Annotated in this window: 11 protein-coding genes, 1 other RNA gene and 1 pseudogene; 8 read left to right on the forward strand and 5 right to left on the reverse strand. The window is 54.0% G+C overall.

Features of this window, described 5'->3' with window-relative positions; genetic code table 11:
• Window positions 1–105 precede the first annotated feature (105 nt).
• A complete protein-coding gene (bamE, locus tag QQF33_RS11855; protein ID WP_015960091.1) occupies window positions 106–447 on the forward strand; it encodes an outer membrane protein assembly factor BamE in 342 nt (113 codons plus the stop codon).
• A gap of 61 nt (window positions 448–508) precedes the next feature.
• Here bamE and QQF33_RS11860 read toward each other — a convergent pair whose 3' ends face one another.
• Entirely contained in the window at window positions 509–796 is a 288-nt protein-coding gene (locus tag QQF33_RS11860) for an RnfH family protein (RefSeq protein WP_282494225.1), read from the reverse strand.
• Window positions 786–1,223: a type II toxin-antitoxin system RatA family toxin gene (locus QQF33_RS11865; protein ID WP_282494224.1), complete on the reverse strand. Its 438-nt coding sequence runs from the start codon at window positions 1,221–1,223 to the stop codon at window positions 786–788. Before QQF33_RS11865 ends, QQF33_RS11860 begins: the two co-directional genes overlap by 11 nt.
• 162 nt (window positions 1,224–1,385) lie before the next feature.
• On the opposite strand from QQF33_RS11865, the gene smpB reads away from it, so the two are divergent.
• Together smpB and ssrA are read left to right on the forward strand one after the other, a co-directional pair.
• A complete protein-coding gene (smpB, locus tag QQF33_RS11870; RefSeq protein ID WP_282494223.1) occupies window positions 1,386–1,868 on the forward strand; it encodes an SsrA-binding protein SmpB in 483 nt (160 codons plus the stop codon).
• 99 nt (window positions 1,869–1,967) lie between these two features.
• Window positions 1,968–2,331, forward strand: a transfer-messenger RNA (tmRNA) gene (ssrA, locus tag QQF33_RS11875).
• Between the two features lie 195 nt (window positions 2,332–2,526).
• Here ssrA and QQF33_RS11880 read toward each other — a convergent pair.
• The gene (locus tag QQF33_RS11880; RefSeq protein ID WP_282494222.1) at window positions 2,527–3,072 is read right to left on the reverse strand and encodes a fimbrial protein; all 546 of its coding nucleotides are present in this window, start codon (window positions 3,070–3,072) and stop codon (window positions 2,527–2,529) included.
• Window positions 3,073–3,324: 252 nt separating this feature from the next.
• The gene (locus QQF33_RS11885) at window positions 3,325–5,094 is read right to left on the reverse strand and encodes a sigma-54 interaction domain-containing protein (protein WP_285157935.1); all 1,770 of its coding nucleotides are present in this window, start codon (window positions 5,092–5,094) and stop codon (window positions 3,325–3,327) included.
• 473 nt (window positions 5,095–5,567) lie between these two features.
• On the opposite strand from QQF33_RS11885, the gene ygeW reads away from it, so the two are divergent.
• From ygeW to arcC, 5 genes are read left to right on the forward strand one after another with little or no spacing between them, the layout of a single operon-like run.
• Complete coding sequence (gene ygeW, locus QQF33_RS11890; protein WP_282494221.1) at window positions 5,568–6,755, forward strand: knotted carbamoyltransferase YgeW; 1,188 nt, start codon at window positions 5,568–5,570, stop codon at window positions 6,753–6,755.
• A gap of 58 nt (window positions 6,756–6,813) precedes the next feature.
• Entirely contained in the window at window positions 6,814–8,013 is a 1,200-nt protein-coding gene (gene dpaL, locus QQF33_RS11895; protein WP_285154523.1) for a diaminopropionate ammonia-lyase, read from the forward strand.
• Between the two features lie 54 nt (window positions 8,014–8,067).
• Window positions 8,068–9,279 carry a YgeY family selenium metabolism-linked hydrolase gene (locus QQF33_RS11900; RefSeq protein WP_282494219.1) on the forward strand — a complete coding sequence of 404 codons (1,212 nt, stop codon included), beginning with the start codon at window positions 8,068–8,070 and terminating at the stop codon, window positions 9,277–9,279.
• Between the two features lie 53 nt (window positions 9,280–9,332).
• Window positions 9,333–10,754: a dihydropyrimidinase gene (hydA, locus tag QQF33_RS11905; protein WP_285157856.1), complete on the forward strand. Its 1,422-nt coding sequence runs from the start codon at window positions 9,333–9,335 to the stop codon at window positions 10,752–10,754.
• Complete coding sequence (gene arcC, locus QQF33_RS11910; RefSeq protein ID WP_285157857.1) at window positions 10,751–11,683, forward strand: carbamate kinase; 933 nt, start codon at window positions 10,751–10,753, stop codon at window positions 11,681–11,683. The genes hydA and arcC overlap by 4 nt, the downstream gene beginning before the upstream one ends.
• A 17-nt stretch (window positions 11,684–11,700) precedes the next feature.
• On the opposite strand, the pseudogene QQF33_RS11915 reads toward arcC, so the two are convergent.
• Window positions 11,701–12,480: pseudogene (locus QQF33_RS11915) on the reverse strand (XdhC family protein); the annotation flags it as partial.
• Window positions 12,481–12,699 lie beyond the last annotated feature (219 nt).

A 12,699-nucleotide genomic window follows, 5' to 3' on the forward strand; every position in this document is an offset into this window, starting at 1 on the left:
ACAAAAACGCCGTCAGACCGGTTTCAAAGTGGGGCAAGGTCTATTATCATCGGCATATAACATATGAGCCGCGTATTGCTCGGGCCCGAAAAGGAATCAAATCACATGCGCTGTAAAACGCTGACCGCTGTCGCAGCGGTTCTTCTGATGTTGACCGCAGGTTGTTCCACTCTGGAGCGAGTGGTTTACCGTCCTGACATCAACCAGGGGAACTACCTCACACCTAACGATGTGTCTAAAGTTCGTGTCGGCATGACACAACAGCAGGTCGCTTATGCACTGGGAACCCCGATGATGTCCGATCCGTTCGGCACCAACACCTGGTTCTATGTTTTCCGCCAGCAGCCTGGCCATGAAGGCGTGACTCAGCAGACGCTGACCCTGACCTTCAACAGCAGCGGTGTGTTGACCAACATCGACAACAAACCGGCGCTCACCAAAGAGTAAGGTTTCAGAAATGCAAAAGGTGCTCACTGAGCACCTTTTTTGTTTCTTACGCTGTTTCGTACTACTTCCCAGCTTTCTCCGCGCGCTGACGGCGCAGTTCTTTAGGATCGGCAATCAGCGGACGATAAATCTCAACGCGATCGCCATCGTTCAGCGCATCCGTCAGTTTTACCGGACGGCTGTAGATCCCCACTTTATTCTTGCTCAGATCGATATCGCTGCGCAGTTCCAGCAAGCCAGAGGCGCGAATCGCTTCTTCAACGGTGGCACCCTCTTCCAGCTTCACGCGCTGCAGATACTGCTTCTCCGGCAGTGCATACGCCACTTCCACCGTTATTTTAGGCGACACTGTAAACCTCTTTGGCGCGGACCGTGAAAGCCTGGACCATGTTCGAGGCCAGCTCTTTAAAGATGCGGCCAAACGCCAGTTCGATCAGCTTATTAGTGAACTCAAAGTCCAGATGGAACTCGATGCGACAGGCATCTGCGCTCAGAGGCGTAAACTTCCAGCCCCCCATCAGCTTTTTGAACGGGCCATCCACCAGATGCATCAAAATGCTTTGATTATCGGTCAGCGTATTTCGGGTGGTAAACGTCTTACTGATCCCTGCTTTAGAGACATCTACCGCAGCAGTCATCTGCGTCGGGCCAGCGTCCAGCACCCGACTCCCGGTACATCCCGGAATAAACTGCGGATAGGACTGAACGTCATTCACTAACTGGTACATTTGTTCCACACTGTAGGGGACAAGCGCAGTACGACTAATCTGAGGCATAGCATTTTCCATGGTCACACAACGGATAAATAATAACATTTATCCCCTGTTAAAAAAACGCTAAGGCTTATCTCGTGCTAAGATAGCGCGTTGGACCTCACAGGATGCAATCGCAATGAGGTTACTTTTTGAACTCAGATTACCTATGGCTTCACGACACTTATGACGAAGAAAAAAGCACATAAACCTGGCTCGGCAACCATTGCGCTGAACAAGCGTGCCCGCCATGAGTATTTCATTGAAGAAGAATTCGAAGCTGGCCTTGCGTTGCAGGGCTGGGAAGTCAAATCCCTGCGTGCAGGGAAAGCTAACATCAGCGACAGCTATGTGATCATGATTGACGGCGAAGCCTTCTTGTTTGGTGCGAACTTTACGCCGCTGGCCGTCGCCTCTTCGCACTATGTTTGCGACCCAACGCGCACGCGTAAACTGCTGCTGAACCAGCGCGAACTGGCTTCACTCTTTGGCCGCATTAACCGCGAAGGTTACACCGTCGTCGCCCTGTCTCTGTACTGGAAGAACGCCTGGTGCAAAGTGAAAATTGGCGTAGCAAAAGGTAAGAAACAGCACGACAAACGTGACGATGTGAAAGACCGTGAATGGCAGGTCGACAAAGCGCGTATCATGAAGCACGCAGGCCGTTAATTTCTGCCTGAATTTTGTACTTTTCAAAGTGATTTAAGAACTTATCGTTCCACGCTGGCATCACCGATGCCAGTTCTGGTATACTGAGTTCAACACATTGGGGCTGATTCTGGATTCGACGGGATTTGCGAAACCCAAGGTGCATGCCGAGGGGCGGTTTGCCTCGTAAAAAGCCGCAAAAAAATAGTCGCAAACGACGAAAACTACGCTTTAGCAGCTTAATAACCTGCTAAGAGCCCTCTCTCCCTAGCTTCCGCTCTTAAGACGGGGATCAAAGAGAGGTCAAACCCAAAAGAGATCGCACGGATGTCCTGCCTGGGGCTGAAGTGTTAAAACTAATCAGGCTAGTCTGGTAGTGGCGTGTCAATCCGCAGGTGCCAGGCGAATGTAAAGACTGACTAAGCATGTAGTACCGAGGATGTAGGAATTTCGGACGGGGGTTCAAATCCCCCCAGCTCCACCAAAAATTCTTGGTTGAAGGTCACCAGAGCCTGATACGAAGTCCTGAAAGCCCGCACGGCGCAAGCCTGCGGGCTTTTTTGTGGCTAAAATCTGTCACGAGAGTTTAAAACCGAACCTCAAAGGCAACTCAGCCTGACACTTCATAGACCATTAACGGTTATCTCAAATAACATAATTGCCAATAATCAATTCATCACTACAGGCGTAATATTTCGATCGTTAATGCGCTTTTCACTGTGCCTTGAGTTGGCGTTTGCCCGGATAATTTCACCAGACCCAGTCCAACAATCGTATTATAAAGATTGGCGCGGAAATAATCGGTGTTCACATTCACCACATTACCTTCCTGATCGTAAACACCGACGCCGACACCCTGAGCGGCCCCTTCGGTTGTATCGGTATTTGCCAGAACTTTTCCGGTCGCTTCATCGGCAGTCCCGACAAATTTATAGGCAATGCGGCTATCCAGCAGCAAATTGTGGCACCCCTGATCACCGGTTACGGACAGTGAAACCCCTTCATCGGGTGTCGTTTTTACGCCCTGCTCGCGCAGGTTTGTCACATCAGTACTTAGATTAACCAGTGCTTTAGAGACATTCACCGTACACGACGCGCTGGTGTCAGGAGTTCCCGTGACATTACCGGCAATATCGATGGTGGCAGATGTATCTATATCTTCAGCATGTGCCGTCGCCATCACAAACAGTGCTGAAATAGCTAAACCTAAAATGCGCTTGTTCATATACAATCCTTATATATTTAATATTTAAAATAGGCGAAATACACTAACTCTTGATGCACAATGTATTTCCCTATTGAATTTAAAGGCGTTTACACCGAATCCGAGAATATAATATTGCGGTGATTGTGTGTCTTACGGACGCGGGTATTTGATCCATTTCTGGATTAAATAAAGGGGAGGTTATCCTGGGCTAAAGAGTTATTGCGCCCGAACGGGCGCTTGCGTTAAAAATCTCTAAACGAGGACGGTCTTCTACAAATTCGCCATCTCATACTTCTTAATCTTCCGATACAGCGTCGCAATCCCAATCCCCAGCTCATCCGCAGCCTGTTTTTTATTGCTGTTACGACTCAGCGCGCCGCGGATCATCTGCCGCTCCATCTCCTCCAGCACTGTCACGCTCTCATCCTCGCAAGTCGTACTCGATCCAGGCAATTGAACCTCGCCAACTCTCCTGCTGCTCACCAGATTTGGCGGCAGTAATGAGATATCAATCACGCTACCGGACGGCACGACGTTCACCAGGTACTCGATCAAATTGCTCAATTCACGAATGTTGCCGGGCCACTGGTACTCTTTCAGAAAAGCGATAACGTCGGGTGCGACGCCGGGATAGACCAGGTTCAGGCGACGGGTATGCAGATGCAGGAAATAGTGGATCAGCAGCTCGATATCCTCCTGCCGCTCACGCAGCGGCGGCAGATTAAGCGGAATGACATTCAGGCGGTAGTAAAGATCCTCGCGAAACTTCCCGTTGCTAATGAGTTGCTCGAGATTCTGATTGGTGGCCGAAATAATGCGGATATCCACCGGCAGCGGATGGCTGGCCCCGACTGGCTGAATCTCCCGAGACTCTATAGTGCGCAGCAGTTTGGCCTGCAGCGATAGCTGCATATCACCAATTTCATCGAGGAACAGCGTCCCATGATTCGCCGCCTGAATCAGTCCGGTTTTACCGTTGGCGAGCGCCCCAGTAAAGGCGCCCTTCACGTAGCCAAACAGTTCGCTCTCCAGCAGCTGCTCCGGGATAGCGGCGCAGTTGATGGCGATAAACGGCTGGTCCCGACGGTCGCTCAGCTTATGAATCGCACGGGCGACCACCTCTTTACCAGTGCCACTCTCTCCGGCAATCATTACGCTGGAAGGGCTCGGCGCGACGCGGCTCATGAGCGTTTTTAACTGCCGCATCGGCGGACACTCCCCCACCATGGCCTCAATCTGCGGCCCCTCCTGAACATGATTCAAATCAGTAGAAGAGTGAGACTGATGAAACGCCATCAAAAACAGCCACTGATCCTGCACCGCATGCAGCTGGCCGATAATCAGCTCCTTCTTATCCTCAATGGAGATGACGTGCTGCATGTGGCCGTGTCTGAAGTTACCTTCAAAAGTCAGAGGGCTGAAATGGATGCTTTTTCCCATAATATTGTTGTGTGTGGCGCCCATGATCTTTAACGCCACCTGATTCGCACAGATGACTTTCTGATCGCGCCCCACCACCAGAACGCCCTGATCCATATTTTCAATCATAGTGGTGAAGAGCTTCTGAATATTGTCGCTGCCCGCCTGATCTTGTAAAAGACGAGCAACAAATATGGAAGAGATATGTCGAACGTAATCAGAAAACGCCTGAATATTGTCATTAATTCGCTCCTGCTGCTCGCAGGTCAGCGCCACCAGGCTAATGACTCCCACACATTGATCCTGGTATATTACCGGCGTTCCCAAAAACGCCTTCTCTTTACAATTCTCTTTATGGGAGCAATCGGTACACAGGGGATCGAAACGCGAATGCGTCACCACCTTCTCTTTTTTTGTTTCTATTATGTAACATAATAACCGGGAGTTTTTGCTGAGTTTTCTCCCCAGAAATTTACCATACGCCCCCGTTCCGGCGACCCTACACAAAGTATTATCAACAATCTCCACCTCAAGCTGCAGCACGCTTGAGAGCATCCTTGCAAACTGTTGAATAGTAGGCTGAATTTGCATAAGAATAGAGGGTGTATTAGAGGAAGTCATAATCAACCTTTTCATATTGTGCATCGGGCGACATATCCGAAAGCGTCATGCCACGTCTTTTCCACAATGATACTACGCTCTCTTTAGCAGGAATTGACATAGAGAGTTTTGTTTCCCGCTTCGTAGCCAAAAATATGCAGCCCTTATCACATTTTCATATCATTATGATATTTAGCACCGGCCTTTTATCAATTTCGCGAAGAGACTCAGCCTAATTTCACTTGATCAACCAGACCCATTGTATTGCCATTAAACATCCTCCTGACTCTCTCGCCTGGTATTACATACGTCTCAAACAAATTCGTGATTAGCTTCGCAAAATCATCACCCTTTCACGCCTGACAGTTCTGCAATTTAGATCTGGCGCACTAATTGCTTGTTGTGCATTAGCGCTGGCTGTCGCTATTTCGGTACCCCCGCACATCCGACCGCACAGCAATCATTAAGCTCGTTACTTACAATCAGGATTGAAAATGAAAACTGTCAACGAATTGATTAAGGATATCAATCAGCTTAATTCTCACCTCCATGAGAAGGATTTCCTGCTGACGTGGGAGCAATCTCCGGATGAGCTGAAACAGGTGCTGGATGTCGCCGCGGCGCTCAAAGGGCTGCGCGCCGAAAACATCGCCACCAAAGTGTTCAACAGCGGACTGGGGATTTCCGTTTTCCGCGATAACTCAACGCGCACCCGCTTCTCCTACGCCTCGGCGTTAAACCTGTTAGGCCTTGCTCAGCAGGATCTCGACGAAGGGAAATCGCAAATCGCCCACGGGGAAACGGTTCGCGAAACGGCCAACATGATCTCCTTCTGCGCGGACGCCATCGGGATCCGTGATGACATGTATCTCGGCGCGGGTAACGCCTATATGCGTGAAGTCGGCGAAGCCCTGGACGACGGCCACCAGCAGGGCGTTCTTCCGCAGCGTCCAGCGCTGATCAACCTGCAGTGTGATATCGACCACCCGACCCAATCGATGGCCGATCTGGCCTGGCTGCGCGAGCATTTCGGCTCGCTGGAAAACCTGAAAGGCAAAAAAATCGCCATGACCTGGGCCTACTCCCCAAGCTACGGCAAACCGCTGTCCGTGCCACAGGGGATTATCGGTCTGATGACCCGCTTCGGTATGGACGTCACTCTCGCACATCCGGAAGGTTACGACCTGATCCCAGAAGTGCTCGAAGTGGCCGAAAGCAACGCCAAAGCCTCCGGGGGCAGCTTCCGTCAGGTGACGGATATGGCCGAAGCCTTCAAAAACGCGGACATTGTTTATCCGAAATCCTGGGCCCCTTACAAGGTCATGGAAAAACGCACCGAGCTGCTGCGAGCCAACGATCACGAAGGTTTGAAAGCCCTGGAGAAAGCCTGCCTGGCGCAAAATGCTAAACACAAAGACTGGCACTGCACCGAAGAGATGATGGCGAAAACCCACGAGGGCGATGCCCTGTACATGCACTGTCTGCCTGCGGATATCACCGGCGTTTCATGTGCCGAAGGTGAAGTGGCCGAAGCGGTCTTCGAAAAATACCGTATCGCCACCTACAAAGAGGCGAGCTGGAAGCCTTACATCATCGCCTCAATGATCCTGTGCCGCAAATACGCCAAACCTGGCCAGCTTCTGGCTGAGTTGCTCAGCGAAGGGCAGAAACGTATCAAATAATTCACCCGGCTGGCAGACCCGCCAGCCGTCTCTTTTACACCAGGGAGAAGGATCGCCTATGTCTACTTTCTCAATGAAGATGGATATTGCCGACAACCATTTTTTTACCGGGGAACACTCGTCGCTGTTCTCTCGCCAGCAGGCGCAGCAGGCCCGTCAGTTCCATCAAAAAATAGCCGGTTACAGGCCAACCCCCCTGTATGCCCTGAATGACCTGGCCGCCCTGTTCGGTGTGCACAAAATTCTGGTCAAAGACGAATCTCAGCGCTTCGGCCTCAACGCCTTCAAAATGCTGGGTGGTTCGTACGCCATCGCCCAACTGCTGTGTGAAAAATACCAGTTAGATATCAACGCCCTCTCCTTCAATACGCTGAAAAACAGCATCAAAGAGAAGATGACCTTCGCCACGACTACCGATGGCAACCACGGACGTGGCGTGGCCTGGGCGGCAAAACAGCTTGGGCAAAATGCGGTGATCTACATGCCGAAAGGCTCCGCGCAGGAGCGCGTTGACGCCATTCTTCGCCTCGGCGCGCAGTGCATCGTCACCGACATGAACTACGACGATACCGTCCGCTTCACACTACAGATGGCACAAAAAAACGGCTGGGAGGTGGTGCAGGACACCGCGTGGGAAGGCTACACCAAAATCCCGACCTGGATTATGCAGGGTTACGCGACCCTCGCCGACGAAGCGGCCGACCAGATGTCCTCCCTGGGGATTGCCCGCCCGACACACGTCTTCTTACAGGCTGGTGTTGGCGCGATGGCCGGCGGCGTGCTCGGTTATCTGACCAACGTCTACGGCGCACATGAGCTGACCTCAGTCATTGTTGAGCCGGACCAGGCCGACTGCATTTATCGCTCCGGCGTAAAAGGCGACATCGTCAATGTTGGCGGCGATATGGCCACCATTATGGCGGGCCTTGCCTGTGGTGAACCCAATCCGCTGGGCTGGGAGATCCTGCGCAACTGCGCCAGCCATTTCGTCTCCTGCCAGGACAGCGTCGCGGCGCTAGGGATGCGGGTGCTGGGCAATCCTCTCGGCAACGACCCCGCCATTATCTCCGGTGAATCCGGGGCCGTCGGCGTGGGGCTACTTGCCGCCATTCACTGCCATCCCGACCGCGATGCGCTAATGCAAAAACTCGGGCTGGACAGCCACTCCGTGGTGCTGGCGATCAGTACCGAAGGCGACACAGACGCGAAGCACTACCGGGAAGTGGTCTGGGAAGGCAAACATCCGGCAGCGCGCTAACGCATTTTCATTTCATCCCGAAACACGGGAAAACAAGGACTGGAGAACAACTCAATGGCTAAGCAAATTCCTTTCAAACTGATTACCGAAAAAGCAAAACATTATCAGGACGATATGACACGTTTTCTGCGCGACATGATCGCCATCCCGAGCGAAAGCTGCGATGAAAAGCGCGTCGTGCACCGCATCAAAGAAGAGATGGAAAAAGTCGGATTCGACAAAGTGGAAATCGACCCGATGGGCAACGTGCTCGGCTATATCGGTCACGGCCCGCGTCTGGTGGCGATGGATGCTCACATCGATACCGTCGGCATCGGCAACATCAAAAACTGGAACTTTGACCCGTATAAAGGCATGGAAACTGATGAACTGATCGGCGGGCGCGGCGCGTCCGACCAGGAAGGCGGCATGGCCTCCATGGTCTACGCCGGGAAAATCATCAAGGATCTGGGGCTGGAAGATGAGTACACCCTGCTGGTGACTGGCACCGTGCAGGAAGAGGACTGCGACGGCCTGTGCTGGCAATACATCATTGAGCAGTCCGGCATCCGTCCGGAGTTCGTGGTCAGTACCGAGCCCACCGACTGCCAGATCTATCGCGGCCAGCGCGGACGCATGGAAATTCGCGTCGACGTTCAGGGCGTCAGCTGTCATGGCTCTGCGCCAGAACGCGGCGACAACGCCATCTTCAAAATGGGCCCAATCCTCAACGATCTGCAGGGTCTTTCGCACAACCTGGGCAACGATGAATTCCTCGGCAAAGGCACCCTCACCGTCTCCGAAATATTCTTCACCTCGCCAAGCCGCTGCGCGGTGGCGGACAGCTGCGCCGTCTCCATCGACCGCCGTCTGACCTGGGGCGAAACCTGGGAAGGCGCGCTGGAAGAGATCCGCGCCCTGCCAGCGGTCAAAAAAGCCGGTGCAGTCGTTTCTATGTACAACTACGACCGTCCTTCATGGACCGGTCTGGTCTACCCTACCGAGTGCTATTTCCCAACCTGGAAAGTGGAAGAGAATCACTTCACCGTCCGCGCCCTGAGCAACGCCTATGAAGGCCTGTTCGGCAAAGCGCCGGTCGTCGACAAGTGGACCTTCTCCACCAACGGCGTCTCGATCATGGGCCGTCACGGCATTCCGGTGATCGGCTTTGGTCCAGGCAAAGAGCCAGAAGCGCACGCGCCGAACGAGAAGACCTGGAAATCACACCTGGTTACCTGCGCCGCCATGTATGCCGCTATCCCGCTGAGCTGGCTGGCAACCGAATAATCGCTTTTCGCATCACCTCCCGCCGCGTCCACGGCGGGAGTCTGGGGTTTTCTATGCGCCTGTTGATTAAAAATGGCCTTGTCGTCAACGCCGACGGACAGGCAAAGCAGGATCTGTTGATCGAAGGGGGTCGGGTTAAACGCCTTGCCCCACGTATTGAGGTTGAGCCGACCTGCGAGATTATTGACGCCGAGGGGTGCTACGTCATGCCCGGCGGAGTCGATGTTCATACCCACTTTAATATTGATACCGGCCTCGCACGCAGCTGCGATGATTTTTTCACCGGCACCCGCGCCGCCGCCTGTGGCGGGACAACCACCATTGTCGATCATATGGGCTTTGGCCCGTCGGGCTGTCGACTGCGTCATCAGCTTGAGGCCTACCAGGGCTACGCCGCCTATAAAGCAGTGATCGACTACAGTTTTCACGGCGTGATCCAGCACATTAACGCCGCCATTCTCGATGAGATTCCGATGATGGTCGAGGCAGGTATCAGCAGTTTTAAACTTTATCTGACCTATCAGTACAAACTGAACGACGACGAGATTTTACAGGCGCTGCACCATCTGCATCGCGCCCACGCGCTCGCCACCGTCCATCCGGAAAACGACGCGGCCATCAAGCAAAAACGCGCCGAGTTTATCACCGCCGGGAAAACCGCCCCACGCTATCACGCCCTAAGCCGTCCGGTGGAGTGTGAAGCCGAAGCCATCGCCAGGATGATCAATCTTGCCCAGCTCGCAGGTAACGCGCCGCTGTATATCGTGCACCTTTCCAACGGTCTGGGGCTGGACTATTTACGCCTTGCCCGCGCCCGCCATCAGCCGGTGTGGGTCGAAACCTGCCCGCAATATTTGCTGCTCGACGACCGCTGCTATGAACGCGACGACGCGCTGAAGTTTATTCTCAGCCCACCGCTGCGTAATGCCAGCAACAACGACGCCCTGTGGTGCGGTATTGCCGATGGTGGAATTGACGTAGTGGCGACCGATCACTGCACCTTCTCGATGGCCCAGCGCCAGCAGATCTCCGGTGGTGATTTCAGCCGCTGCCCGAACGGTCTTCCGGGTGTTGAAAACCGCCTGCTGCTGATGTTCTCCAACGGGGTGATGACCGGGCGTATCACGCCGGAGCGCTTCGTCGCCCTGACCAGCACCAACCCGGCAAAACTGTTTGGCATGTGGCCGCAGAAAGGGCTGCTCGCCCCCGAATCGGACGCCGACGTGGTGATCATCGATCCGAAAAGAACCACCACCATCCGCCACGAGATGTTGCACGACAATGCCGACTATTCGCCGTGGGAAGGCTTTATCTGCCAGGGGGCGATTCGCCAGACCCTTTCCCGAGGCCGGGTGATTTATCACAACGGGAAATTTACCGGCAGTGCCGGACAGGGCCGCTTTATCCGCCGTCAGCCTTTTTCCGCTAAGCACGCTCCCGCCACGGGAACACATTTCAATGAGAGGAATCAATGAGTAAAAAAATTGTTCTCGCCCTGGGCGGGAATGCCCTGGGCGACAATCTTGCCGGGCAAATGCAGGCTGTGAAGCAAACGGCGCACGCGATCGTTGACCTGATTGCGCAGGGTCATCAGGTGGTAGTCACCCACGGCAACGGTCCGCAGGTAGGGATGATCAATCTCGCCTTCGAAGCTGCCGCCAGAACCGAAGCCCACACCCCAATGCTGCCGATGTCCGTCTGCGTGGCCCTGAGTCAGGGTTACATTGGCTACGATCTGCAAAACGCCCTGCGTGAAGAGCTGCTCAGCCGCAACATGCCCATTCCTGTCGCCACCTTGATTACTCAGGTGGAAGTGGATGCCAACGACGAGGCTTTCCGCAACCCGACAAAACCCATCGGATCTTTCTTCAGCAAAGATGAAGCCGACGCGCTCACCCGCCAGGGCTATACCATGAAAGAGGACGCCGGGCGCGGCTACCGCCGAGTCGTCGCCTCGCCGAAGCCACTGGATATTATCGAAAAAGAGACGGTAAAAGCGCTGATGAACGCCGGTCAGGTGGTGATCACCGCCGGTGGCGGCGGAATTCCGGTGATTCGTGAGGGCAACCATCTGCGCGGTGCCAGCGCGGTCATTGATAAAGACTGGGCCAGCGCGCGACTGGCGGCGATGATCGACGCCGATATGCTGATTATCCTCACCGCCGTGGAGAAGGTTGCCATCAACTTTGGCAAGCCTAACGAGCAATGGCTGGAGAAGCTTTCGTTGAGCGATGCCGAGCGCTTCATTGCCGAAGGGCATTTCGCCAAAGGCTCCATGCTGCCCAAAGTGGAAGCGGCGGCCTCTTTCGCCCGTTCACGTCCCGGTCGTCAGGCGCTCATCACGATGCTGAGCAAAGCCAAAGAGGGCATAGAAGGTAAAACCGGGACGATTATCGAAGGTTAATCAGCAACCGCCTCTGCCATCATCAGGCCCCCAGGGGCCTGATTTTTTACCTGCAAAAGCTCCGCCAGCACGCTGATGGCAATTTCATTCGGCGTTTCGGCCCCAATGTCATACCCCACCGGAGCGCGCAGACGGGCGATATCCGCTTCCGCCACGCCGTTTTCCCGCATCTGGCGGACAAACACCTGCACCTTGCGCCGACTGGCCAGCAGCCCAAGCCAGGCCACCGGCAACACAATCAGCTTATCCAGCGCCTCGCGATCCTGGTTATTGGTGGCGATCAGCACAAAGTTTTCCGGGCAAATCGCCAGTTGTTCAACGGCAGTTCCGAACGTGGGGGCATGCAGCAAAGTGGTCGATGGCGGAAAGTAGTCCGGGTTCAGGCTCTCTTCGTGAATATCCGCCACCACAACGTCAAAACCCAGCAGCGCCGCTCCGTGCGCAATCGCCCGATTCACGTGACCGCCACCGATCAAGACCAGACGCGGGCGCAGGCCATGCACGCTGATGTAAACCGACATCGCCCCGCCACAGTCAGACCCCACTGCGTCGCTGCCGTTGCGCGCCATGCGCCCGTGAAACATTCTCGAGGCCTTCTCCTGCATCGCCTCCAGCGCTTCGGTAATCACCCTCCGCTCCACCATTCCCCCGCCAATGGTCCCCACGATAGAGCCATCATCGCGGACCAGCATCTGGGCGGAATGTCTGGGCGTAGAGCCGCGGCTGTCGACGATTTGCGCCAGTGCAAACGCCCGGTTTTGCTCTTCAAGCCGTGCGGCTTCTGCGAAAATATTCATAACGACCTCGATGATTATTCCTTTGATCTCAATCCTGTTTGCCATGCAAGGTTTGTGCTGATTTCCTCCCTGTCGTGCTAAAGCGTGAGCGTCGTCGGCTTATTTGCCTTTTCAGTCCCCTTTTCGTCCTGCCGCGATAATCCCTCGGTGCTTACTATTATCATTCTGATAGCTCACTTCTGTTTTTGAGAAATAAAACCTCGGCTTAAAAAAGAGTGA

It is taken from the genome of Lelliottia wanjuensis (assembly GCF_030238365.1).
Taxonomy (GTDB): domain Bacteria; phylum Pseudomonadota; class Gammaproteobacteria; order Enterobacterales; family Enterobacteriaceae; genus Enterobacter; species Enterobacter wanjuensis.